Genomic DNA, 23963 nt, shown 5'->3' with positions numbered 1-23963 from the left:
GAGGCAGACATGGCAGAAGCAACCGCAAACGGCCTCGGACAACACGCGCTACATGCTGGTCATGCACATGAGGCGCCGGCGGCCGTCGCCCACGCCGACCAGCATCAGGAACATCCCATCAAGCTTTATCTGGTGGTCTGGGCTTGGCTGTTCATCCTCAGCACCTGCTCCTACCTGGTCGATTATTTCGGCCTGCAAGGCTATCTCAGATGGTCGCTGATCCTGATCTTCATGATCCTCAAGGCAGGGCTGATCGTCGCCGTCTTCATGCACATGGCCTGGGAACGGCTGGCGCTGGCCTATGCGATCATCCTGCCGCCGATACTGGTGCTGGTGTTCACGACAATGATGGTCTTCGAAGCCGACTACACCCTTTTCACCAGGCTGGCGTTTTTCGGATCCGGGCACTGACGCGCAAACCCGTGCGTCGCGAACTCCGGCAAGGAGGCCAAGATGACGATCGCAAACAGGCTGAAGGACTTCATCGACGGCAAGGGAATTTCCTACGACACCGTCGCTCATCATCGCACGTCAACAAGCCGGCAGTCGGCAATAGCCGCGCATGTCCCCGGCAGCATCATGGCTAAATCCGTGGTCGTTCACCACGAGCTTGGCTACACGCTGGCCGTGGTTCCGAGCACCCACAGGATCGAACTTGGCAGGTTGCAAGACGTCATGGACAAGCGTCTCGGACTCGCCTCCGAGGACGAGGTGATTTCGCTCTTCGATGATTGCGATACCGGCGCCATCCCGCCGATCGGCGCAGCCTATGATGTGCCGGTTATTGTCGATGAAAGCCTTGGCGATGCCGCCGATATCTACTTCGAAGGCGGCGACCATAGAACGCTGGTGCATGTCAGCGGCAAGGATTTCCGCAACCTGACCATGGGCGCATACCAGGCTAGCTTCAGTCACCCGGCTTACTGACGGCCTCGATCGAACTGCACCGGTCCTTCGCCGGTGCAGTCCGGCAGAACCTGCCTCTCAACTCGCCGGTCTGGCGGGCGACTCCACGACCTTGCGGTAGACATGCCAGGTGGCGTGACCGAGGATCGGCAATACGACGGCCAGTCCGGCGAACACCGGCAGCGAGCCGATGATCAGGGCAACGGCGACGATCAGTCCCCAGACAGCCATGGTGATCGGGTTCGCCAGCACCGCACGCACCGAGGTGTGGATGGCTTCGTAGGCGCCGACGTCGCGGTCGAGCAACAATGGGAACGCGACGACCGTTGTGCACAACACCACCACTGCGAAGACGAAGCCGATGACGTGCCCAAGGATGATCAGCGTCCAGCCGCGGCCGGTGGCAAATATTTCATTGATGAAGCCGGATATCGATTCTGGCGGCGCCGGGCCGAAAAGATATTCGTAGAACATCTGCGCGGTCAAAAGCCAGGCGATGAAGATCGCAAACAGCATGATTCCAACCGCCGCGATGGCCGGCAGCGCCGGAGAATTCCTGACCTCGAAAGCGTGCCTCCAGGAGGTGTCGAGACCGGCCTCCCGTCTGCGGCTGATTTCATAGAGGCCGATCGCCGCGAAGGGGCCAATCAGCGCAAACCCGGAGACCAGCGGAAACAGCAACGGCAACGCATTGGCGCCCGAAGTCCAGGCGGCGAGCACGACACCCACGAGCGGATAGATCAGGCAGAGAAATACGATGTGCGACGGCTTGACCATGAAATCGTCAACGCCCCGTTTGAGCGCGTCGAAAAGGTCGGAAACACCGATTTTTCGAATCTTGGTATGTTCCAGCGTCTCGCTGGCGCCTGCGATCACATGAAAGCTTGCCATGACCATTTCCCTCCAGACCAGGTCCGGTAAGGTCGCGGTTTCGCGGTGCCGTCGTTCTGCGAGACTGGCCACGCAAAACCGCGACCTGCACCGGAATCAACATACTCTCTTGCCAGGGACTTGTCGCCCTTTGTCAGAAGACCTCCGGCTGTCCGGCTAGCTCTGGTGGTGCTTTTTCGCTATTCTCGTACAGCGCCGCGCGCCCTTTTTGGCCGCGCAAAGGTTGAAGGTCATGGACGGAAGGACGCTTCTCATACTCGGCCTTGGCATAGTCGCCCTGCTGATCCTGGGATTCTGCGCAATACCATCGTGATGTTCGAGCAGGCCCTGGTCTGCAACGTCTTCAATGCAGCAATTACAGTTCGGCCATATCGATCCGGCGGGTTTCCTTTATGCCGTCAACCTCCGGCTGGCATGAACGCTCGCGTTGCGACGTTGTCGGCAAGCAGTATGGCAAAGACCGCGAAAAGATAAAAAATCGAGAAGGCAAACAGCGCCTTTGCAGGCTTCATCTCCTCGTCTGAAACGACCAGAACCTTCCAGGCGTGCCAGATGAACCCCGCGCCCAATGCGGCCGAAACAATTCCATAGAACCCGCTCGCGAATCCGAACGCCCAGGGCAGCACGCCGATTGGCGCCAGCAGCAGTGAATAGGCGAACATCTGTTTTCTGGTCGAGGCCTGACCGGCAACGTTCGGCATCATCGGGATGCCGGCAGCGGCGTAGTCGCCGACCTTGAAGAGCGCGAGCGCCCAGAAATGCGGCGGCGTCCACAGAAAGATGATCAGAAACAGGACGACGCTTTCAGCGCTGACGGCGCCGGTTGCAGCCGCCCAGCCAATGACAGGAGGAAGGGCACCGGCCGCGCCGCCGATGACAATGTTCTGCGGCGTCGATCGCTTCAGCCACATCGTATAGATGACGACGTAGAAGAAGATGGTGAAGGCCAGCAGCGATGCGGCAAGCCAGTCCACCAGCACGCCGAGCGTCATCACCGAAAGCGCGGAGAGCACCAGGCCGAAGCCGAGAGCTTCACCCGGCGTGACGCGGCCCGACGGCACCGGCCGCTTTGACGTGCGCGACATCAGCGCGTCAATGTCCGCGTCGTACCACATGTTGAGGGCCCCGGCCGCTCCTGCTCCGATCGCGATCGCACCGATTGCAATCACGGCGATGACCGGATTCATCGCGCCAGGCGCCGCCATCAGGCCAACGAAGGCGGTGAATACGGCAAGCGCCATGACCCTGGGCTTCAAAAGCGCGAAGAAATCACCCGCCGTCGCTTCCGAGAGACGGATGCCGGTATCCTTGAGGCGGTTTTCCCTAGTCGACATCTCGGACCGATGGATGCGCGCGAGCGAGCCAGGTCACTTGGAGAACGTTTTCAGATAGGCAATGACGTTGGCCACGTCTGCATCGTTCTTGAGGCCGGGAAACGCCATCTTGGTCCCTTTGACCATGGCCTTGGGATCGTGAAGATAGGTGGTCAGTGTTGGTTCGTCCCATTTGACGCCGGATTTGCCGGCCGCGATCATGGCATCGGAATATTTGAAATCCGGATGCGTGCCGGCGACGCGGCCGATGACGCCATGCAGCGATGGACCGATCTTGTTCTTGTCCTCGTCTGCGACGTGGCAGACCTTGCATTTGGTGAAGACCTTCTCGCCAGCCACAGCATCCTGAGCCTGCGATGGATTGGCAACGAAGGTTGCAACAGACACGACGGCGAAAAACGCGACCAAACGCATGACTTTTCCTCCCTGATCGTCAAATGTGCCTGAGATAATCTGCGCATACCGGGCCCACCAGCAACGCGCCTTGCACGGCAGAACAGATTATCGGATTCTCCCCCAAATGGAATTGCGGCACCTATGTACCACGGATTCTGGCCGGCGGGTAGAAGAGGTCGGCCGCGCAAAGGTTTAGGTCGTCTGCAGCGGCTCAGGGCACATTCGTATTGCAGCTGCCAGCAACCTGGCTGATGGCTTCATCGAATCCCGCGAGATCGAAATCGGCCTCCCCTCGCCCCGACAGCAACCCGAACCGCCAGGAAAGCTGGAGTCGGTTTGCGGCGCCGAGCCGTTTGATGCCGTCGGCGCCGTCGCGCATCAGCCTGCGGCCGCGCGGCCCGACCGACCAGCTTTCATCGAACTTGCCGCCCTGGTCGAGCGTGACCGACACGGTGATCTTCCGGCTGGCCGAAACGGTGTCGTTCAGTTGCAGCCATTCGGTCCAGCGCGGTTCGCTGTCTACCCGGCAACCAATGGTCAGGATCGGGCTGTAGCTCAACGCGCCGCCGCCTGTGATCAGCTTGTTGGTGGCATAGAGCGATGCCGTGACGAGACCGTCCTCGGCCGTGTCGAACCGCCAATTGTCAAGCACCGTATCGGCGCGGGCAATGCCGCAGACCGAAACGAGGACCAGCGCCATTGCCGAGGCGTGTCCCACTTCGACGAACAGTCTCAACGCGCGTCTCCGACGACCCAAGCGGCTTGCGATAGAAGATAATCATCAAAGCTTCGTATCACCAATGGCCGCCACCCGCGAAGCGTTCCGGCTGTTGCAGCTTAGCAACGAAAAAGGCCGCCTCAAAGGGCGGCCTTCGTCGATTCTATGGAGCGCCGGGCTTATTCGGCGTCCTTGGCGGCCTTCTTTTTCGGCGCGGCCTTCTTCTTGGGCTCTTCCGCGTCGTCGGCCTTCTTGTCGTCAGCCTTCTTCGCAGCGGTCTTCTTCGCCGGCTTCGCCTTGACGGCGGTATCGGCCTCCTCGTCGTCGGCCATCAGTTCTTCCTTGCTGACCTTGACATCGGTGACAGAGATCTGGCCGAGCAGATGGTCGACCACCTTCTCCTCGAACATCGGCGCCCGCAGCGTGTTCAACGCTTCCGGGTTGCTGCGGTAGAACTCGAAGACTTCCTGCTGCTGGTTGGCCGGATAGCGGCGGACCTGCTCGAACAGGCCGCGCTGCAGCTCCTCGTCCGACACCGTGACGCCGGCCTTCTCGCCGATTTCAGCCAGCACCAGGCCAAGACGCACGCGGCGCTCGGCAAGACGCAGATATTCGGCGCGTGCCTCGTCTTCCGTCGTCTCTTCGTCGGCGAAGGTGCGGCCGGCCGCTTCCAGGTCGCGATTGACCTGGGCCCAGATGTTGTTGAACTCGGCGTCGACGAGCTTCGACGGCGCCTCGAACGAATAGGACGCGTCGAGCTGGTCGAGCAGCTGGCGCTTGACCTTCTGGCGCGTCATGGCGCCGAACTGGTTTTCGATCTGGCCACGCACGACGTCGCGCAGGCGCTCCAGCGATTCCAGGCCAAGGTTCTTGGCGGTCTCGTCGTTGATTTCCAGTTCGCCGGGCTGGGACACTTCCTTGACGGTGACGTCGAAGGTCGCTTCCTTGCCGGCAAGATGCGCCGCCTGGTAGTTTTCCGGGAAGGTTACGGTGATCTGTTTTTCGTCACCGGCCTTGGCGCCGACCAGCTGATCCTCGAAGCCCGGGATGAACTCCTTCGAGCCCAGCACCAGCGGCTGATCGGTGCCGGCACCGCCATTGAAGGCCTCGCCGTCGATCTTGCCGACATAGTCGATGGTGACGCGGTCGCCATTGGCGGCCTTGCCGCTCTTCGGCTCGTAGCTGCGTGCCGATTCGGCAACGCGCTGGACCTGCTCGTCGATCTCGGTATCCGGCACGTCGAACACCTGGCGCGTCACCTTGATGTCGGAGAAATCCTTGATCTCGATCGCCGGAATGATCTCGTAGTTGAGGCGGAACTCGAAATCGGCGCCGCCGGCCAGGATCTTCTCGGCCTCCTTCTCGTCCTCGGTCATGATGACCTCGGGCTGCATGGCAGCTTTTTCGCCACGCCCGGTAATGATCGTGCGGGTCGAATCATTGAGGATTTCGTTGACCACTTCGGCCATGAACGACTTGCCGTAGACCTTGCGCAGGTGCTGCACCGGCACCTTGCCGGGGCGGAAGCCGTTGATGCGGACCTTGTTCCTGGCGTCCGAAAGCCGCGCCATCAGCTTGGCTTCCATGTCACCGGCCGGCACGGTGACCTTGATCTCGCGCTTGAGACCGGAGTTGAGTGTTTCGGTGACCTGCATCGTAAAACCTTTGTTTTCACCAATGAGACTGCCACGGCCTCTGCCGCTCACAGCCTGCCGGTATAATCTTGCCGGGAATGGCTTTTGGTACGGAACCTGGCGATTTGACCGAAAATACGGCTCAAACTCTCCCAAACTGCGTTCCAAAATGTGAATAAGTTCTTGTTTTTCCTACTTCTTATCACATTTTGCAGAAGCGGATCGTCGCGTCCCGTCACATTCGACACGCCTTTTGTCACAGGCGAGGCTAATTTTCAACCATCTTCGCATTTCGGCGAACAACCAACATTTTTGGCCCTGACCCAACCTTTGGTCCTGGCCCCAACACTTGTTCCCGACATTGACAGAATGATGGCTACATGGGATTGCCGGTCCATGCGGATGTGGCGGAACTGGTAGACGCCCTGGATTTAGGTTCCAGTGCCGAAAGGCGTGGGGGTTCGAGTCCCTTCATCCGCACCACTCTTCACGCTTCGGGTGGCAGGCCGGCTGAAGCTCGTTAGCTGAAGAGTGTCCTCCTAAGCCTCGAACGCTCTCCCTGTGAACCATGCGGCCAGGTTCGCCAGTTCGGGCCCCAGCACGCGATCGTCGCCGACAGGCGGCATGATGTCCCTGATGTCATCGACAAATGGCTGCAGCGCCGGCGGCGGCGCGCGTTCGGTCACGTGCAGCGCCTGCGAGGCCATCATCGCCAGCATCGCCATTGCCGCATCGACACAGCGGCCCGCTGTCGCCTCCTTGGTCCATGCGAAGAACGGCGTGGTTGCGACGTCGTCCTGTCCGGCACCGGCCGATTCCGTTCCCGGAATGAAGGTGCGTTGCGCGGCGAGCTTGGCCTGCTCGAGATAGCCGGTGATCGCCATCGGCACATAGCCGACACTGCCGTGGCCATCGCTGTCGGCCCAATGCCGCCCGGTCATCAGAAGATCGGGCAGCAGCGACACCTTGCCGTTCAAAAGCTTGGAGGCATGACGGTCACAGAGCAGGCAGATGTCGGCCCATATGGCCGCCAGATCGTCCAGCGCCGGCGTCGCCATGGCGTTGTGATAGCCGCCGGTGCTGATGCAGCGGCCAAGCGGATGTGCGTCGTCCGGCGGGATGTAGACCGGATTGTCGGATATCGCGGCCAGCGAGACGGTAGCCGCCCGCTCGGCGGACGACAGCGCACGATGCGCCTGGCCGAGAACGCGCGGCACGATCCGATAGCTGACCGGCGCCTGGTAATTGCGCCGCCCGTCTCCAGCGCCGACCAGAAATTCCCGCAACCCCTGGAGGGCCGCCGCTTCATGGTCGTCACCCCAGAGCGTATCGAGCGCAGCGTCGTAGTGCTCGAGCGGGGCGCGAAACGCTTCGATCGACAGTGCGAACACCTTGTGCGCCATGCGGATGCGGCGGCGAGCCGCGAGCGCCGCGTCGGCCACCAGCGCGGCGGCGCAGGGCGAGCCGTTGATCAGCGAGCCCCGTTCCTTGACCTCGAGGTCGAAGCGCGCCGAAAGCTCGGCAAACAGCGGGTAGAGCGCCAGGATCTCGCCGGCGCCGCCCTGGCCGGAGGCCGGTACCGTTGGCATCGGGCCACCGTCGAGCATCGCGGCAACGGCGAGCGCGATGCGTGGGGTGGTGGCTGCGTTGCCCTCGATGAAGTTGGTCAGTCGGGCAAGCACGATCGCCCGGACCACCCGATCAGGCAAGGGATCGCCGAACGAGGTGGCGGCGGCGAACGCCTTGATGCGCGCATGGCGATCCCGCTCGTCAAGTTCGAGCTTGCGGCTCGCCAACTCCCCCATGGCGGTGGTTACGCCGTAGATGACCGGTGGCGGATCGGATTCGATGAGCCTGAGGAACGAGGCTCGGCATTCGGCAATGCGCTGCAACGCCTTCTCGCCGATCTCCACCGTCTCTTTCTTCCAGGCGACACGAAAAACCGTGTCGAGGTTGATGTCTTCACGCGTCGACAGGGTGATTGGCATGCTTCTTACCGTCCAAGTGGGAGACCGCCGAAGGCGTCTGTCGACTATACCTGCGCTCCAGCCAAAGCAGTCTCGCGTGTAACAATTCGTCTTGCGATGAGCCGCCGACAGAAGCCCCGGCTCGGCTCTTCAACAAATCTGAAACTCAGCCACGAGACCAACAGCGTTGCAACGACGGCGGCGGCGAAGGCCAGTGAGAAATTCAAGGCCGGGTAGAGGTAGTAGATGACGGCGAACCCAACCGGCATGTGCAGCAGATAGAGCGAATAGCTGATGTCGCCAAAGAAGCGGAATGGTTGAGGAACGGTCTTTGCCGTCCATTGCATGCACAGCCAGAACACGATGATAGCCAACGGATATGTTGCCAAAATCGGGAACAACGATTCATCGAGCAGAACCTGGGGCCGCCAGATGCCCCACCAGATGCCCACCCGCACCGCATAGAACAAAAAGACTTCAGCAGTCCCCAGAGCCATCGCCATCTGGCCGCTGATACGCTGCTCACGAAACAGGACGAAGAGGCGGCCAATCAAGAACAGCGGCAGATACCCAAGCGGCGAGAATTGCACGGCAGGGGTTCCATTGATGTTCGCGCTAGCCATGATCGCATAAGATGCAGCGGTCAGTATGAGCGTGGACTGGAGTGGTTTGCTCCTCATCATGGGCGCGATGCACCAGACCATAATATAGAATACAACCTCGGGGAAAAGCGTCCAGGTCACGGGCAAGACATGCCTCCCGATCCCTGCGAACTGATCCACCAGAAAGAATGTCCTCGCATAGTCGGCGAATGAGAACGGAATGGGCACGACCGTCCCGACATAGGTCCCGATCGCGGTCGCGATAAGAGCGAACAAGATAGGCGGCCACAGACGAAACACGCGCTTGATGGCGAAAGACATCCGGGTCTCTTCCTCGACCACATAGCTGATGATGAAGCCGCTGATCAGGAAGAAGATCACGACGCCCAGGTGGGCGCCACTTTGGTACAGCCCAAGCGGTGTCCCCAACAGGCGTTGGAAATACCTCAAGGGCGTCCAGTCGGCGTGGTAATGCCAGACGGTCAAGCCCGAGAGATGCAACCACATCACAGGCAACGGAGCGACGCCCCTTAACAGGTGGATGAGCTGAATTTCGTTTCGATGAGCGCCCATTCTGGCTGTCCCTCTAGTAGAGGGGTTCCTCGAACAGTATCTTGTCGCCGTCCACCAGCGCCTTGATCTGCGCGGTGCCGTCGCCCGCGAGCGCGAGCCGGATGCCGAATGGGCGCACCCGCATGTCGTTCTGGATCGCCGTCCCCTCGCCTTCCGGCAGATAGAAGCGCTCGATGCCGTAATCCGGGGCGATGGTCATGCCTTCGCTGCGAAGATCCCAGCCCTCGGCGACGTGGCCTGATATGTCGGCCTCGTCGGCAGCGGCCGGCATCGGCGCCTTGCCGAACCAGGCAGTGGTGGGCTGCCAATAGCCGTCGGCACCCTTCTTCAAGCGGACGACAATTGGCGTATCGTCGCTCGAAAATTTGTCGGCCGGGATGTTGGCGATCATTTTTATCGGTATGCGCGAAATCGGGTAGCCGAGGATAATGTAATCGCCGCGCAGAAGATCGCGCGGATCGACGGGTTCGATCTTCAGCAGCACTTCCTTGCCGTTGCGCAGGATCGCCGCCCTGCCGGCGATGATCCAGCTCAAAAATCCGATCTGCACGAGCGCCAGCACCAGCGCCGAGATGATTAGCCTCTTTCCGGTCATCATGCCGTGGCTCCCTTGGCGGCTGGGCCCTTCATGCGTTTTTCGATGCGGATGATGACGATCGCAAGGATGCCGAGCAGCACCGCGGCGGCAAGGAAGAAGCCGGCCGTATCGAGCATCGATTGCAGCATCACCACATAGATGATGGCGATTTCAAAGGCGAAGCCGGCATAGGCAAGCCAGCGCAACCCGCGGCTTTCCCGCCCCGCCAGCATGATTGCAGCGACGATGCCGGCCAATGCAATCACCGAAGCGATGGCGAATCCGCTGTTGTAGGTGCTTTCATCAGCCAGTTCGAACTGGACCATTGCCAGGCCAGTGAGGAAGCCGAGCAGCGCGTGCAACGGCAAGCGGCCGCCGAGTTGCACGATCCTGTCGACCGGCTCCGGCGCGAAGACGGAGGTCGCGAACAGCAGTGCCGATGCGGCGACGAGCGGGATCGCCACCTGCAGTGTGTTGTGGCTCGTCACCAGCAGCACCAGATAGGACAGCAGCGACAGGATGATCAGGTGCCGCGCCGGCTGGCTGCGGGTCCAGAACGAGACGGCAAACAGCACGATCGCCATGACCACGAAGAGATGCGGAAAATCGCTGCGGCTGTAATAGTCGAAGCCTTTCAGGAACAGCCAGGCATCGGCGATGCCGACCGCAGCGACAGTCAGCGGGTTCGAACGAAGCGCGACCGCCGCCAGTGCCGTGCCCGCGCCCCAGGTGACCAAGGCCGACGTCATGTCGCCGGAGAGATGATACATCTGGCCGATCAGCGCGATTGAACCGCCGAAGGCCGCCGCGGCCACGATCCACAAGGCCTCGCCGATCGCCGCATGGTCGCGCGTCTTCAACAGCGCGCCGCCGACATAGCCGCCAAGGACGATGGCAAAGAGTGCCGCGACCCGCGCCAGCCTTGGGATCGCATCCCAGTTGGCGGCGACGAAAATCAGGATGGCGGCGCCGAACAGCAAGGCGGCCATCATCGCCAGGATCGAGCCGAAGCTGAGCGATTTGCGCTCGTTTGCCTCGACATCGCGAGTCAGGGAATCGGCGGTCGCGGCGTCGATCAGGCCGGCCTGCCGCCAGCGCGCGATATCCGACCTCACTCGTGACGAATAGCCCCCCATGCCGCTTCTCCCCCAGCTTGGTCTTTTTTTCAACCGACCCGGTCAAACCGTTGACGCAACGGCATTTTCCGATTCGGGCTTCTTTGTGTCAGGTCCGTGAACGCGCGTTAATGCTGCATTGCACAATTTGCATTGCTGCCATGCAGCCATAGCGCTTTTAAATCGATATAGGCCCGCCTATCTATGCTTCGTACACAAAGACGGAATGATCCGAAAGAAAGACGAAACGAGAAATACCATGAACCTGATCCGCAACTACCGCAACTGGCGCCGCTACAGGGACACCGTGTCCGAGCTGAGCCGCCTGAGCAACCGTGAACTGACCGACCTCGGCATCAGCCGCAGCGACATTCCTTACGTCGCTCGCAAGGCGGTCTAATTTCTTCGGACCGCAAATGGTCCGAACAAGTTTTGAAAAGAGAAAGACAATGAACCTGATCCGCAACTATCGTAACTGGCGCGTTTATCGCGAGACGGTTACCGAGCTGGGTCGCCTTTCGAACCGTCAGCTGCATGATCTCGGTATCGTCCGCGACGAAATCAAGATCGTAGCCCGCCGGGCGATCTAACCAGAATTTCGCCAGGGTCGACCTCCTCCCCGACCCTGACGGATCCGGTCAACCTTCACCTCCTCCCGAGGGTTGACCAACAAAACGGCGCCCGCCGCACCTCCTCCCGCGGCGGGCGTTGTTCCCCCGGGGCAAAACGAATTTTGCCCCAGAGGTTTCGCCCCTTTCAAAAATGGCGAAAGAGATTTCGTCAAAGCCGACCTCCTCCCCGGCGATGACGAATACGGTCGGCCTTCACCTCCTCCCGAGGGTCGACCCCAAAAACGACACCCGCCGGACCTCCTCCCCCGGCGGGTGTTGTTGTTTTCAGGGGTTGGTTCCGCCGCAGCCGCTTGCCCTGCGCCACGCGCGGCAATTGCAATCATCGCTCCAAGCGATTATTCCGGCGCTCATGAGCAAAAATCCCATCCACATCATCGGCGGCGGCCTCGCCGGTTCTGAAGCCGCCTGGCAGGCAGCCGAGGCTGGCGTGCCCGTCATCCTGCACGAAATGCGGCCCCTTCGCGGCACCGATGCGCACAAGACCGATGGCCTGGCCGAGCTGGTCTGCTCCAATTCCTTCCGCTCCGACGACGCCGAAAACAACGCCGTCGGCCTGCTGCATGCCGAAATGCGGCTGGCCGGCTCGCTGATCATGAGCGCCGGCGACGCCAACCAGGTGCCGGCCGGCGGTGCGCTTGCCGTCGACCGAGATGGTTTCTCCGACGCCGTGACGAAAAAGCTCGAAGGCCATCCGCTGATCACCATCCAGCGCGAGGAAGTGCCGGGCTTGCCGCCGGCGGACTGGGACCAGGCGATCATCGCCACCGGTCCGTTGACCGCGCCTTCGCTTGCCCAATCGATCGCGGAAGCAACCGGTGCCGATGCGCTGGCATTCTTCGACGCCATCGCGCCGATCATCCACTTCGACACGATCGACATGGACATTTGCTGGTTCCAGTCGCGCTACGACAAGGTCGGGCCGGGCGGCACCGGCAAGGACTACATCAATTGCCCGATGGACAAGGAGCAATACCTCCCCTTCGTGCAGGCGCTCGTCGACGGCCAGAAGACCGAATTCAAGCAATGGGAAGGCACGCCCTATTTCGACGGCTGCCTGCCGATTGAGATCATGGCCGAACGCGGCATCGAGACGCTACGTTATGGGCCGATGAAGCCGATGGGGCTGACCAACGCGCACAATCCAACGGTCAAGGCCTATGCCGTCGTCCAGTTGCGGCAGGACAATGCGCTGGGCACGCTCTACAACATGGTCGGTTTTCAGACCAAGCTGAAGCATGCCGAGCAGGTGCGCGTGTTCCGCACCATACCGGGCCTGGAAAACGCCGATTTCGCCCGCCTCGGCGGCCTGCATCGCAACACCTACATCAACTCGCCGACCTTGCTCGACGCTTCGCTGCAGCTGAAGTCGCGCCCCGGCCTGCGCTTCGCCGGCCAGATCACCGGCTGCGAGGGCTATGTCGAAAGTGCCGCGATCGGCCTGCTCGCCGGACGCTTCGCCGCCGCCGAAAGGCTCGGCCAGGCACCGTCCCTGCCACCGCTCACCACGGCCTTCGGTGCCTTGCTCAACCACATCACCGGCGGCCACATCGTCTCCGATGACGAACCGGGAAAACGCTCCTTCCAGCCGATGAACGTCAATTTCGGCCTGTTCCCGCCAATGGAAGCACCGAAGTCAGAAGGCAAGCGCCTGCGCGGCAAGGACAAGACCGTCGCCAAGCGGCAGGGGATAACCGCACGTGCGCGCGCTGATTGCCGGCAGTGGCTGGGGCTGGCATCCCAAGCGGAAGCAGCCGAGTAGCCCTGCTCCTCCCTTCAGTGCGGTCGCACATCCGCGACCGTTGGCCGTGGCAAGTTGAGCATCGTGGTTGCTGCCGCGAACACCGCGTCGGCGATGTGGGCATGGCCTTCCGCGGTCGGATGGAACGGACCGCCCAAACAAACCTCGACCAGATCCAGCAACGCCCAATCTTGCGGCGGCGGTGGCGTGCCGCTCGCCTTGGACTGCACGAAAAGACAGATGTCGTTGATGGTGCGGAACCAGCGCTCGCGCGGCGCGTAGGCACGCGTGTCGCGAGAAGCCTTGAAATCGGCATCGCGACGAGCGGAAAAAGGCTCGAATTCCGACCATTTGTCCGGTCGCGGCCCGTCCGCATGGTAGTAGGGCAACATCAGGCTCTCGGCGGCCGTGACGCCGCTCGACGAGCTCTTTTGCGCGCAGATCCCATGCTTGGCGAACGCGGCACGCTGGGCATCGACGAAATGCCAGTTTCCTGCGTGGGCGGCGTCGCGCGTCGCCGGGTAAAGCACATTGTTGGCGAAATCGCTGATGGGGCGCAGCGTAGGCACGTCGATCGACAGCACCCCGCCGACATTGAAGCCTTCAAGCCTTTCACGCGGTGTGGCTTCGCCACAGAGCCTTCCGTCCTGGTTGAATTCGATCTTGGGAAACGCGGTCAGCACAATGTTGGGCATTCCACCGTTGCTGGCGATGGGCAGCGGCGCCAGCGCCTTTCGCAAGGCGGCAAAGCGCGCCGGCAGCTCCTTTGCGCGGATTCGCGCCGTGGCGACATCATGCGCTTTGGCGATCCGAGCGACAGTTCGAATGACTGACGCGCCGAGGGCGTCGGCGCGGAAACTGCTGTTGGCGTTTGCGTATGGAGGCCTTGTCTTGGTCAGCGCTTCCACGATGAGCGGTGTGAAGCCGACATCGTTTCCACCGATGGACACGATCAGCATGTCGATCGTCCGCAGGAACCGCCCCGGTTTGCAGTCGAGGAGTTTGGCGCTGCGCAATGCGCGGCCTCGCTCGTCGGTGAGCGGCGTGTCGAAAGCCACTGTACGGGTTGCATGCGTGCGCAGAAGATCATCGCGGCACAGTTCGATCATCAGCCGATCGATCTGCGGCAAGTCGCGACGCAGTTTGCCGCCCGACGAAAAATAGGAACTGTTGACTGCCTCAACCCCGGCATAGGGAAAAAGCAGCCCTTCCGTCACTTCGGCTCCCGAGCAGGCAAAGCCGAGAAACGTCACCGCACTGTGCTTGGGATCGGCAAGAGCGACCTGCAAGGCGGTGCGCAGATGGTAGCTATAGGCCGAACGATGGCATTTGCGGTCGAGCCAGCCAGCCGGCGCATTCTGATAGCGGACCGGCAACGAATAGGCTGGTACCGATTTGATCGCCTGGGTGTCGGGGTCGTAGACGAAGGAGATGTTGAGAAGTCTCCGTCTTGACAGCGGATCGATCTCGACCGGTGTATCGGGATTGCCTTCGCCCGACGAAAAACTGTCACCGATACCGGCGATGAGCCGGTCACGAACCCAGATGGAAGGTTGCGAAAGCACCGTGCCGTTCGGCAGGGTCACAGACACATCGACGCCGCGCGCAGCTTCCGGGATATCTGGTTCAAAGGGAATGCGCGCTTCAAAGAGCGCGGCGCAGGGCTGTTCCGCCGTCGCCGAAAGCCGGCCACGTCCGGCAATGAAAATCGGCCGCGCGGCTTGCCATCGGCAGATGCCGGCCGGCGCATCCGTCAAGCTGAAGACAACGGTGTGCCCTTGCGGGCGCACGTAGTCGCTCTGAAGTGCCGTTCCGAAACTGTCGCTGGCGCAGGACGAATGCCACTGTTCTCGGGCGTCCCAGCAGGTGGAGCGGCGACGATTGATAGGGTTCGCCCAGCCGCGTTCGGGCCGGCCCGCGCCCTTGGGATTTGGATAGAGCGTGGCGTCCTGTTTGTACCACTCACGCAGCCAACGCGGATCGTTGAGCAGCCGTTCGAGATCGGAAACAGCCGTAGCCGTTAAGGCGCCGCCATGCGTTGCCATGACCTCGGCCATGGCTTCCCGCTGCATATCGAAATCGGTGGTTTCGGTGAAATACCGGAAAGGATGCTTGACCCGCCAGTCGATGGCTGGCGCAGCGTAGGTCAATGTTGTGACGAGCAGAAAAAAGCAAGTGGATACAAGACGAAGCATGATCACCACCCTCAAAAGTACTAGGATATCAAAAATAGTACCAAGCCATCATGCTGTCAAATTGCCACCAGGTCGTAGTTTACTTCACTATTCGGCCGGCGCAGCACTCGCCTCCGGTAAGCCCGGCTTGCCGGCTTCGCCCGGATTCCGCCTGACATAGGCGGCTTTCAGGCTCTCCGAGGTTTCGCGCGAGCCGTCATGGCTCCAGCCCGGCGGCTTGATCAGGTAGTTCAGCCGATCGCTCAAGCTCAGCCCCGGTGCAAAGGCATCCGTGAACATGCCGATCCATTCGTGGAACGCCACTTTCAGCGGATTGAAGGTGCCAAGGTTCTTGACGATGCCGTAGCGCGGCCGGTCCTCTTCCAGCTCTTCGACGAAGGTGCCGAACAGGCGGTCCCAAATAATCAGTGTGCCGGCATAATTGGCGTCGAGATAACGCGGATTGGTGGCGTGGTGGACGCGGTGGTGCGACGGCGTGTTGAAGACCAACTCGAACCAGCCCCACATCTTGCCGATCGTCTCGGTGTGGATCCAGAACTGCCAGACCAGGTTGAATCCGAAGGTGAAGGCAATCACCGCCGGATGGAAGCCAAGCAGCACCAGCGGCGCCTGCAGCACGAACATGAAGGTGAACAGGCTGGTCCAGCTTTGCCTCAGCGCCGTCGACAGATTGTAGTGCTGGCTTGAGTGGTGGTTGACGTGCTCGGCCCACACCCAGCGCACCCTGTGCGCTATGCGGTGGTAGACATAGTAGCGCAGGTCATCGAGCAGGAAGGCGGCCAGGAACACCCAGACCGACAGGCCAAGGTTGAAGACGCGGAACTGCCACAGCCACAGCAGCGCCCAGTAGGACACCACGCCGAGCAGCAGCCCGGCAACGACATTGCCGGTGCCCATCATCAGGCTGGTCAGCGTGTCGCGCGTCTCGAACGAGCCCTTGGCGCGGCCGCTGCGCACCAGCCAAAGCTCGATCAGGATCGCGGCAACGAAGAACGGGATAGCCAGTTGGGTGACCTGCGGAAAGTTGTAGCTGTCCATCACGTCGCCTCCCCAGCGGAATTTGAATGTCGCGGCTCAAGCGCTTTCAGCAAGCCTTGCGCATCTGTTGCGCTGGCAAAGCGAAAGCGACCGCCCTTCCAGGTGAAGTCGGCTAGCCGAAACGAGACCGTGTCTGCGTCGCCGGCAGTCAAAGCCGTGACGTCCCGAGATGTGACGATGCGGGTCAAAAAACAGTCGCCAACGCTGTGAACGATGCCGGTGCGCCCTCGCCCGAGATCCAGGAACGCCGTCCCGGCATCAGCCGTCAGGCGAACTGTTGCGGCCACCTCGTCGGGAAAGTCCTCGGCGAAACGGCTCAGCGCCTGGTCCGTGCCAGCAAGCGTGGCCGTCTTGCTGCCGCCGGTGAAATGTACGGCGGCGACCGACAGCGCAATGCCAAGGGCGACGATCGCGACCAGCAAAGGCAAGCTCATGGATGGGTATCTCCTCCGGCCGGTCTGTCGTCTTTGGCAACAGTTTTGGCCGGGAGACTCCTTAACATGATTGACGTTTACGTCAAAGTGCCGGCCAGCCCTTGCTCGCGCGCCGCAGCAGCAGCCAATGCCGGCGCAAGGCCGACAGCCGCGCCACCCCATCGAGCGGCGAACCACTCTCCATTTTCCTGAGATAGGCACGCGACAGGGCCAACGGCAGGAATGCCTGATGCAACGAGACCGGCAGAGCAGACGCGCCCTGCTCGAAGGCGGAAAGATGGTCGCGCGCCAGCGCCATCATCGCTGCCACCGCACGCTTGGCGCCAGGGCCACCATCGCCGGCAACAAACTCTTCTGGCGACGATCCAGCCGCGGCCAGGATATCGGCCGGGACAAAACATTGCCCGCGTTTGCGGTGCAGCGGCAGCAGAAGCAGCAGGCCGGTCATCGCCTGCGCACAGCCTGCCCTGCCTGAAAGCTCGGCAAACCGTGGCGCCGCGACGGGATCGAGCACCATCGCGGCAAGCTGGATAAGTGCCGCCGCCGTCTCGCCGCAATAACCTTCCAGATCGGTGCGCGACGGCATCGGATCGTCGTAGAGGTCGAAAATGCGCGCTTCGAGCATGTTGTCGAAGGCCGGTCTCGGCAGGCGGAAAGCGGAAATCGTCGCCTTCAGCGTGTCGGCAACGGGGTGGCCGATGCTTGCGCCGTCATCTTCAGCGGCAATGACATCGCGCCACCATTGCAGCCGCACCTCGCCAGGCAGTGCTTCGTGGATGCGATCGCGAATGCCGGCGATCTCGGCATTGAAGGCGTAGAGCGAAAGCAGCGCATCGCGCTTGTCGGCCGGCGCGTAAAGTGCGGTGAGATAGCGGTCGTGATCGGAGGCGCGCACCGCATCCATGACGATTTTGGCATTCTGAGACATGTCAATCGACGGCGATGAGCGCGGCGGCCACGGCGCGGTCTTCCGCCAAAAGGACATTGTAGGTCCGCACCGCGGCACCCGTCGACATCGGATCGGACGCAATGCCCGCCGCCTTCAGCGCGGCTCGCAGTGCCGACGGCAATGGCCTGAGATCCCTGCCCATGCCGACCACCAGGATCTCGATCTTGTCGGCTTCAGCCAGCAGCCTGTCAAAATCCGCCACCGTCAGCGCCGCAGGATCAGCCGGTTCCCAGCCATGGATGCCGGATGGCAGACAGAGCAGCGAGCCGCGATGCGACATGTCGGCGAAGCGGAACCCGCCATTGCCATAGGCTTCGATCGGCGCGCGGCCGGGGAAATGCGCCTCACGGATGACGATGCCTTTGCCGGTCACCGTTTTGTCACCCCCTTCGGGGCCGCGCGTCAGGTCGCGACCGCCTTGCCGCCGCCGAGCGGCTTCTCCTCATCCGAGGTCGAGGCCTGGGGCCGCAACTTGAACAGGATGAGCAGCGGCGCGGCGATGAAGATCGACGAATAGGTGCCGAAAACGACGCCGAACAGCATCGCCAGCGTGAAGGAGCGGATAACCTCGCCGCCGAACAGCACCAGCGCCAGCAATGCCAAGCTGGTCGTCACCGAGGTCAGTGTCGTTCTCGAAAGCGTCTCATTGATGGCGTTATTCAAAAGCTGCGGCAGCGGCATCTTCTTGTATTTTCTGAGATCCTCGCGAACGCGGTCATAGACGACGATGGTGTCGTTCAGCGAATAGCCGATGATGGTCAGGATTGCCGCCAGCGACGACTGGTTGAATTCAAGCCCGGTGATGACGAAGAAGCCAAGCGTCATGACAACGTCGTGCACGGTGGCGACGATGGCGCCAACAGCGAACTGCCATTCGAAGCGGAACCAGACATAGATCAGGATGCCGACCAGCGCGACCAGCATGGCAATCGTACCTTGCTTGGCCAACTCGCCGGAAACCGTCGGGCCCACCACTTCGACACGGCGGAAATCATACTGGTCCTGCAGTTCGCCGCGCACCTTGTCGATGACCGTCTGCTCGGCATTCTCGCCGCCATCCTGCGTGCCAACGCGGATCAGCACGTCGTTCGGCGCACCGAACTGCTGCACCTGCACTTCACCGATGTTGAGGTCCGACAGCCGGCCTCTGATGTCGGCGATATCCGCATTGCCGCTCTTGGACTGCACCTCGATCAGCGAACCGCCCTTGAAATCGATGCCGTAGTTGATGCCGACGGTCATGAACGTCACCACGGACAGGATCGAAAGCGCGCTCGATAGCGTGAACGTCCAGCGACGGATGCCCATGAATGGAATTTTCGTCCCAGGCTTGACGAAGGTCACCGGCGCGTGAGGCAACTCCTTCGGCCGCGCGCGTCGCAACCAGATCGATACCAGCATCCGGGTGAAGGTGAAGGCGGTGAAGACCGTGGTCAGAATGCCGATGGCGTAGGTGATGGCAAAGCCCTTCACCGGCCCGGTGCCGAGATAGAACAACACCACGGTGGCGATCAGCGATGTGACGTTGGAATCGACGATGGTCGCCAGCGCCTTCGAGAAGCCGGTGTCAATCGCCTGGATCACCGAACGGCCGGCGCGTCGCTCCTCGCGAATACGCTCGTAGATCAGCACGTTGGAATCGACGGCCATGCCGATGGTCAGCACGATACCGGCGATACCCGGCAAGGTCAGCGTCGCGCCAAGCAGCGACAACAGCCCGACGATCATCGCCACGTGCACCGCCAGCGCGATGTTGGCGAGGAAGCCGAGGAAGCCGTAGGCAACGAACATGAAGGCCACGACGAGGACCGAGCCGATGATGCCGGCGACCTTGCCGGCATGGATGGAATCCTGGCCGAGCCCTGGACCAACGGTACGCTCTTCGATCACCGTCAGCGTCGCGGGCAATGCGCCGGCGCGCAGCAGCACGGCGAGGTCGTTGGCGCTCTGGGCTGTGAAATTACCCGAGATCTGGCCGGTGCCGCCGAGGATCGGCTCGCGGATCTGCGGCGCCGAAATCACCTGATTGTCGAGGATGATGGCAAACAGCTTGCCGACATTCTGCGCCGTGGCCTGGCCGAAGCGCGCCGCACCTTTCGAATCGAAGCGGAATGAAACCACCGGCTCGTTGTTCTGCGAATTGTATGTCGCCTGGGCATCGACGAGATTTTCGCCCGAAACGATGACGCGGTTTTCGATCAGATAGGGAACCGGCGGATCGTCCTGCGAATACAGCACCGAAGAGCCGGCAGGCGGGCGGCCATTGAGCGCGTCCTGCACCGGCATCGACTGGTCGACCATCTGGAACGTCAGCTTGGCGGTCTGGCCGAGGATTTCCTTCAGCCTTTGCGGGTCCTGTAGGCCCGGCACCTGGACAAGGATACGATCGTCGCCCTGCCGCTGCACAATCGGCTCGGTCGTGCCGAGTTCGTTGACGCGGCGTTCGACCACTTCGATCGACTGCGTCAAGGCGGTCGACGTGCGGTATTTGATGCCGGCATCGGTGACGTTGAACTTGAGCAGGCCGGGCTCGGAATCGTCGAGCGTCATTTCCTGGATGGAGCCGCCGGTGAACAGGCCGGCAGCGACGGGATCAGTCAGCGACTTCAACGCTTTCTTTGCGGCATCTAGCTGGGCGGGATCGGTGATGCGGACCTGCAAGGTCCGACCCGTGCCGGCAAGCCCGGTATAGCCGATCTTGGCGTCACGCAGCAGTGTGCGGATTTCGTCGCGCGTCGTCTCCAGCCGGTCCTTGATCAGGTCGTTCTGATTCATCTCCAGCAGGATGTGCGAGCCGCCCTGCAGATCGAGGCCGAGCGTCATTTGGCGCTTCGGCACCCAGCTGGGGAGCTGGGCCAGAGTGCTGGCGGAGAACAGATTGGGCGCGGCGAGGATCACTGTGATGGCCACGGCCACCCAGATCAGGATCATCTTGAAGCGCGAAAAATAAAGCATATGGCGTCGTCCGTCAGAGCGTATCCGCGGATCGCTCCGCCTGAAATTCGGTTATTTCTTGGCGTTCTGGTTCGCCACAGGCTCGCCCTTGACGCGCACATCGGCGATCGTCGAACGCAGCGCGGTCACCTTGGTGCCACCGCCGAGGTCGATTTCGAGTTCGTTGTCGTCGATCACCTTGGTCACCTTGCCGACGAAGCCGCCGCCAGTGACGACCGTGTCGCCGCGACGAACCGCGGCCAGCATCTCGCCGCGCTTCTTCAGCTGCGTGCGCTGCGGCCGGATGATCAGAAAATACATGATCACGAAAATCAGGACAAACGGCAAAATGCTGATGAACATATCGGGAGAGGCGCCGCCGATGCCTTGGGCGTATGCCGGTGTCACGAACATCGAGGTACTCCTGAATTTTGAAAACAGCCGCCACCCGTCCTTGTGGAGTTTGGCGGCCCCTTGAAATTTGGCCGGAATATAGTCGGTAAAGTTGCCAATGCAACTGCGTGGCCCGCCAAATCGGCTGCTTTTCCGGCCTGTTGAGCCGTGTTAGAGCATGATCGCGAACAGCACGAGCCGGTTTTCGGAAAAGATCACGCTCGAACAAAAGGTTGCAACCGGTTTCGAACCCGACGGAATCGGCACGCCCCCCACTTCAAAACGCGAAAAACAAAAGACCGACATGACCGACAACAGCATTGACGCCCTCAACAAGAAGCTCGACAGCCTGATCGAAGCGGTTAGCCGCCTCGCCCCGCCGCCGGTGCCTGAAACGGACATCGGCGGGGCCGACTGCTTCGTCTGGCAGGCCGATCCCGGCTATCTGGAGCCGGTGCGGAAGGTCAACCGCGTCGACATCGGCCTGATCCGTGGCGTCGACCGCGTCCGCGATATCCTTGTCGACAACACCGAACGCTTCGCTGCCGGCTACGCAGCCAACAACGTGTTGTTGTGGGGCGCGCGCGGCATGGGCAAATCGTCGCTGGTCAAGGCCGTGCATGCGGAGATCAACGCCAGGGCCAAGTCCGACCTGCCGCTGAAGCTGATCGAAATCCACCGCGAGGACATCGACACGCTGCCGAAGCTGATGGGACTGCTGAAGTCAGCCCCCTTCCACTTCATCCTGTTTTGCGACGACCTCTCCTTCGACCACGACGACACCTCCTACAAGTCGCTGAAGGCAGCGCTTGAAGGCGGCGTCGAGGGCCGCCCGGCCAACGTCATCTTCTACGCCACCTCGAACCGCCGTCATCTCTTGCCGCGCGACATGATCGACAATGAGCGCTCGACCGCCATCAACCCGTCCGAAGCGGTCGAGGAGAAGGTCTCGCTCTCAGACCGGTTCGGCCTGTGGCTCGGCTTCCACAAATGTTCGCAGGACGAATATCTCGACATGATCGACGGCTATGTCCGCCATCACGATCTTTCCGTCGATCCGCAGACGTTGCGCGCCGAAGCGCTGGAATGGGCGACGACGCGTGGCAGCCGCTCCGGCCGTGTCGCCTGGCAGTTCACCCAGGACCTGGCAGGACGGCTCGGCAAGCCGCTCAAGGATTAGGGTCGGAGAAAAGCCACTGAAAAAGCCCGCTCCTTGCGGGGCGGGCTGAGCCGGCGGGCCGGACTGGAGGTCAGACGGCCCGCAAAATCGCTTTCTTGTTCTATTCGAGACAGCCCGACTATTCGAGATAGCCAGAGGGGTCGACCGGGGCAGAGTTCTTGCGCACTTCGAAGTGCAGCTTCGGCGAGTCCGTCGTGCCGCTCATGCCCGACAGCGCGATTTCCTGGCCGCGCTTGACCTTCTGGCCGCGCTGCACCTCGATCGAACTGGCATGGCCGTAGACGGTGACCAGACCGTTCTCGTGGCGCACCAGCACCGTGTTGCCGAATTCCTTGAGGCCATCGCCGGCATAGATGACGACGCCGTTCTCGGCCGCCTTGACCGGCGTTCCCGTCGGCACGGCGATGTCGACACCGTCCTTTCCGGAGCCGAAACCGGAGATCACACGGCCGCGCACCGGCCAGCGCATCTTGCCGATGCCGGTTGCATCCGGTGCAACCGCGTCGTCGTCCTCGGCCTGCTGGATGACCCTGGAATCTTTCTTCGGCGGCGTGTAGGACGCCAGCGTTTCCGATGGCGTCGTCTTTGCCGCGGGCTGCGTGGTCGCCGTTGTCACCGGATCGATCTTGGCCGGCTTGGCGCTGGCGACGGTCGCGGTTCCGCCGGCCGGCACCTTCAAGGTCTGGCCGATCTTGAGCAAGCCGTCCTTCATGCCGTTGGCCTGCTTCAGCGCAACGGTGCCGACACCGGTCTTCCTGGCAATCGAAGAAAGCGTGTCGCCCGACTGGACCGTGTAGGTGCCGGCAGCGCCGGTCGCTTTGGCCGCGGCCATCTGCGGCTTGGGCTCCTTGGGCTGGGTTGCGGCGGCCGAAGTATCGACCTGAGCGGCGGACTTGCCCTCCTTAAGCTTGGGCTGCTGCGGCAGGACGGCGACCTTGGCCGGCGCGGTGGCCGGCAGGTCGTGCTTGCCGTTTTTCGCCGGCTTGGCGTCGGCGACTTTCGCTTCCGATTTGCTGGAGTAGGCATAGGCCGGGATGACCAGCTTCTGGCCGGTCTTCAGCCCCTTGGTCGGGCTCAACCCGTTGACCTTCATGATCACGTCGGCCGGCACCTTGTAGTGCTGCGCCAGGCCGGAAATCGTTTCGCCATCCCTGACGACGATCTCGGTTGCATGCGGCGTGCCGGCCGCGGCGGCGCGCGGTGCGTCGGGCTGCGCGACCTTGAACGGCGATGCCGCCGGAGCGACGGTGCCGGTCGTGGTCCGGTCGACATGCGGCGCCGGGGCCAATGCGGTGCGGACCGGCTTTGCGGCAGGCGCGAGTGCCGGAGCCGGCTGTGCCTGCGCAACGGGCGGAGGCAGCGGCCGCGTCGAGACCGGTTCGAGACTGGAGCGGCTGATCGACTGCGTATGGCTGCCGTCGACCGGAGCGGCCTCGACATCGCCCGGATAGGCCTGCACGGCGTCCTGCTTGTTGATGATGGCGCGCTGATTGTTGGTCGACGAGGTAAAGACGTCATCGACGCTGTTGAAGCGCGAGGCCTGGGAACTGCACCCTGCAGCAGCGCCTGCGACCATGAGTACGGCACAACCACGCATCAGGTTGCGTCCGTTTGTCTTCAAAACACTGAGTTGCATCGCACTAACCCGCACATACCCGGTACAAACTAGGCATGATTAAAGCGCGTTAATGTTACTCGTCGGTTAACCCCATAGAATCCGATGCGAATTTTCTTAAAATATTTGAGATCGCTTGCAG

At 61.8% G+C, this 23963-nt stretch carries 23 protein-coding genes and 1 tRNA gene; 7 read left to right on the top strand and 17 right to left on the bottom strand.

The features are described 5' to 3' along the window. Nucleotides 1–9: 9 nt before the first annotated feature. Both CGZ66_RS21885 and CGZ66_RS21880 read left to right on the top strand, forming a co-directional pair. Nucleotides 10–411, top strand: a complete 402-nt coding sequence (locus tag CGZ66_RS21885) for a cytochrome C oxidase subunit IV family protein (protein WP_095087730.1) — start codon at nt 10–12, stop codon at nt 409–411. Between the two features lie 42 nt (nt 412–453). Continuing rightward, on the top strand, nt 454–927 hold the full coding sequence (locus tag CGZ66_RS21880; RefSeq protein WP_095087728.1) for an aminoacyl-tRNA deacylase: 474 nt from the start codon (nt 454–456) through the stop codon (nt 925–927). A gap of 57 nt (nt 928–984) precedes the next feature. Here CGZ66_RS21880 and CGZ66_RS21875 read toward each other — a convergent pair whose 3' ends face one another. The 5 genes from CGZ66_RS21875 to tig all read right to left on the bottom strand — a co-directional run bounded on the left by CGZ66_RS21875 (nt 985) and on the right by tig (nt 5900). Next, entirely contained in the window at nt 985–1797 is an 813-nt protein-coding gene (locus CGZ66_RS21875; protein ID WP_095088101.1) for a DUF2189 domain-containing protein, read from the bottom strand. Between the two features lie 398 nt (nt 1798–2195). Beyond that, entirely contained in the window at nt 2196–3131 is a 936-nt protein-coding gene (locus tag CGZ66_RS21870; RefSeq protein WP_095087727.1) for a heme o synthase, read from the bottom strand. A 33-nt stretch (nt 3132–3164) separates the two neighbouring features. Beyond that, nucleotides 3165–3545 (bottom strand): c-type cytochrome, encoded by a 381-nt coding sequence (locus tag CGZ66_RS21865; protein ID WP_095087725.1) that lies wholly within the window; start codon nt 3543–3545, stop codon nt 3165–3167. 193 nt (nt 3546–3738) lie between these two features. Further along, nucleotides 3739–4263 carry a hypothetical protein gene (locus CGZ66_RS21860; RefSeq protein ID WP_095087724.1) on the bottom strand — a complete coding sequence of 175 codons (525 nt, stop codon included), beginning with the start codon at nt 4261–4263 and terminating at the stop codon, nt 3739–3741. Nucleotides 4264–4424: 161 nt separating this feature from the next. Beyond that, nucleotides 4425–5900 carry a trigger factor gene (tig, locus tag CGZ66_RS21855; RefSeq protein ID WP_095087722.1) on the bottom strand — a complete coding sequence of 492 codons (1476 nt, stop codon included), beginning with the start codon at nt 5898–5900 and terminating at the stop codon, nt 4425–4427. Nucleotides 5901–6277: 377 nt separating this feature from the next. Between tig and CGZ66_RS21850 the strand changes: the two genes are divergently transcribed. Continuing rightward, a tRNA-Leu gene (locus CGZ66_RS21850) sits at nt 6278–6362 on the top strand. 56 nt (nt 6363–6418) lie between these two features. Here the strand turns inward: CGZ66_RS21850 and CGZ66_RS21845 are convergent. The 4 genes from CGZ66_RS21845 to CGZ66_RS21830 are packed head-to-tail and all read right to left on the bottom strand — an operon-like array spanning nt 6419 to nt 10734. Next, complete coding sequence (locus tag CGZ66_RS21845) at nt 6419–7867, bottom strand: aromatic amino acid lyase (protein ID WP_095087721.1); 1449 nt, start codon at nt 7865–7867, stop codon at nt 6419–6421. 44 nt (nt 7868–7911) lie between these two features. Then, nucleotides 7912–9021 carry an acyltransferase family protein gene (locus CGZ66_RS21840; RefSeq protein WP_095087720.1) on the bottom strand — a complete coding sequence of 370 codons (1110 nt, stop codon included), beginning with the start codon at nt 9019–9021 and terminating at the stop codon, nt 7912–7914. A 13-nt stretch (nt 9022–9034) separates the two neighbouring features. Continuing rightward, on the bottom strand, nt 9035–9619 hold the full coding sequence (locus tag CGZ66_RS21835) for a GDYXXLXY domain-containing protein (RefSeq protein ID WP_095087718.1): 585 nt from the start codon (nt 9617–9619) through the stop codon (nt 9035–9037). Further along, a complete protein-coding gene (locus CGZ66_RS21830) occupies nt 9616–10734 on the bottom strand; it encodes a DUF2157 domain-containing protein (protein ID WP_095087716.1) in 1119 nt (372 codons plus the stop codon). Before CGZ66_RS21830 ends, CGZ66_RS21835 begins: the two co-directional genes overlap by 4 nt. A gap of 238 nt (nt 10735–10972) precedes the next feature. On the opposite strand from CGZ66_RS21830, the gene CGZ66_RS21825 reads away from it, so the two are divergent. The 3 genes from CGZ66_RS21825 (at nt 10973) to trmFO (ending at nt 13104) form a co-directional block, all read left to right on the top strand. Continuing rightward, nucleotides 10973–11113 (top strand): DUF1127 domain-containing protein, encoded by a 141-nt coding sequence (locus CGZ66_RS21825; protein WP_013531315.1) that lies wholly within the window; start codon nt 10973–10975, stop codon nt 11111–11113. Nucleotides 11114–11162: 49 nt separating this feature from the next. Continuing rightward, a complete protein-coding gene (locus CGZ66_RS21820) occupies nt 11163–11303 on the top strand; it encodes a DUF1127 domain-containing protein (protein ID WP_013895120.1) in 141 nt (46 codons plus the stop codon). 391 nt (nt 11304–11694) lie between these two features. Continuing rightward, nucleotides 11695–13104, top strand: coding sequence for a methylenetetrahydrofolate--tRNA-(uracil(54)-C(5))-methyltransferase (FADH(2)-oxidizing) TrmFO (gene trmFO, locus CGZ66_RS21815; protein WP_095088099.1), 1410 nt, complete (start codon nt 11695–11697; stop codon nt 13102–13104). 14 nt (nt 13105–13118) lie between these two features. Here the strand turns inward: trmFO and CGZ66_RS21810 are convergent, their stop codons facing one another. The 7 genes from CGZ66_RS21810 to yajC form a co-directional block, all read right to left on the bottom strand. Further along, nucleotides 13119–15278 (bottom strand): SGNH/GDSL hydrolase family protein, encoded by a 2160-nt coding sequence (locus CGZ66_RS21810; protein WP_143748803.1) that lies wholly within the window; start codon nt 15276–15278, stop codon nt 13119–13121. 87 nt (nt 15279–15365) lie between these two features. Further along, nucleotides 15366–16316, bottom strand: coding sequence for a sterol desaturase family protein (locus tag CGZ66_RS21805; RefSeq protein ID WP_206073737.1), 951 nt, complete (start codon nt 16314–16316; stop codon nt 15366–15368). After that, on the bottom strand, nt 16316–16750 hold the full coding sequence (locus CGZ66_RS21800) for a hypothetical protein (RefSeq protein WP_095087710.1): 435 nt from the start codon (nt 16748–16750) through the stop codon (nt 16316–16318). Before CGZ66_RS21800 ends, CGZ66_RS21805 begins: the two co-directional genes overlap by 1 nt. Nucleotides 16751–16832: 82 nt before the next feature. Next, entirely contained in the window at nt 16833–17678 is an 846-nt protein-coding gene (locus tag CGZ66_RS21795) for a phytoene/squalene synthase family protein (RefSeq protein WP_167392204.1), read from the bottom strand. A 1-nt stretch (nt 17679) separates the two neighbouring features. Next, a complete protein-coding gene (locus CGZ66_RS21790) occupies nt 17680–18072 on the bottom strand; it encodes an Mth938-like domain-containing protein (RefSeq protein WP_095087708.1) in 393 nt (130 codons plus the stop codon). A 29-nt stretch (nt 18073–18101) separates the two neighbouring features. Continuing rightward, nucleotides 18102–20654 (bottom strand): protein translocase subunit SecDF, encoded by a 2553-nt coding sequence (gene secDF, locus CGZ66_RS21785; protein WP_095087707.1) that lies wholly within the window; start codon nt 20652–20654, stop codon nt 18102–18104. A 51-nt stretch (nt 20655–20705) separates the two neighbouring features. Beyond that, nucleotides 20706–21047 (bottom strand): preprotein translocase subunit YajC, encoded by a 342-nt coding sequence (gene yajC, locus CGZ66_RS21780; protein ID WP_010909882.1) that lies wholly within the window; start codon nt 21045–21047, stop codon nt 20706–20708. Between the two features lie 283 nt (nt 21048–21330). Between yajC and CGZ66_RS21775 the strand changes: the two genes are divergently transcribed. Then, a complete protein-coding gene (locus CGZ66_RS21775) occupies nt 21331–22206 on the top strand; it encodes an ATP-binding protein (RefSeq protein ID WP_095088095.1) in 876 nt (291 codons plus the stop codon). Nucleotides 22207–22324: 118 nt separating this feature from the next. Here the strand turns inward: CGZ66_RS21775 and CGZ66_RS21770 are convergent, their stop codons facing one another. Beyond that, nucleotides 22325–23842, bottom strand: a complete 1518-nt coding sequence (locus tag CGZ66_RS21770; RefSeq protein ID WP_095087705.1) for a peptidoglycan DD-metalloendopeptidase family protein — start codon at nt 23840–23842, stop codon at nt 22325–22327. Nucleotides 23843–23963: the final 121 nt, after the last annotated feature.

The organism is Mesorhizobium sophorae (assembly GCF_002270415.1).
Classification (GTDB): domain Bacteria; phylum Pseudomonadota; class Alphaproteobacteria; order Rhizobiales; family Rhizobiaceae; genus Mesorhizobium; species Mesorhizobium sophorae.
This window is presented reverse-complemented; position numbering and strand designations above follow the sequence as displayed.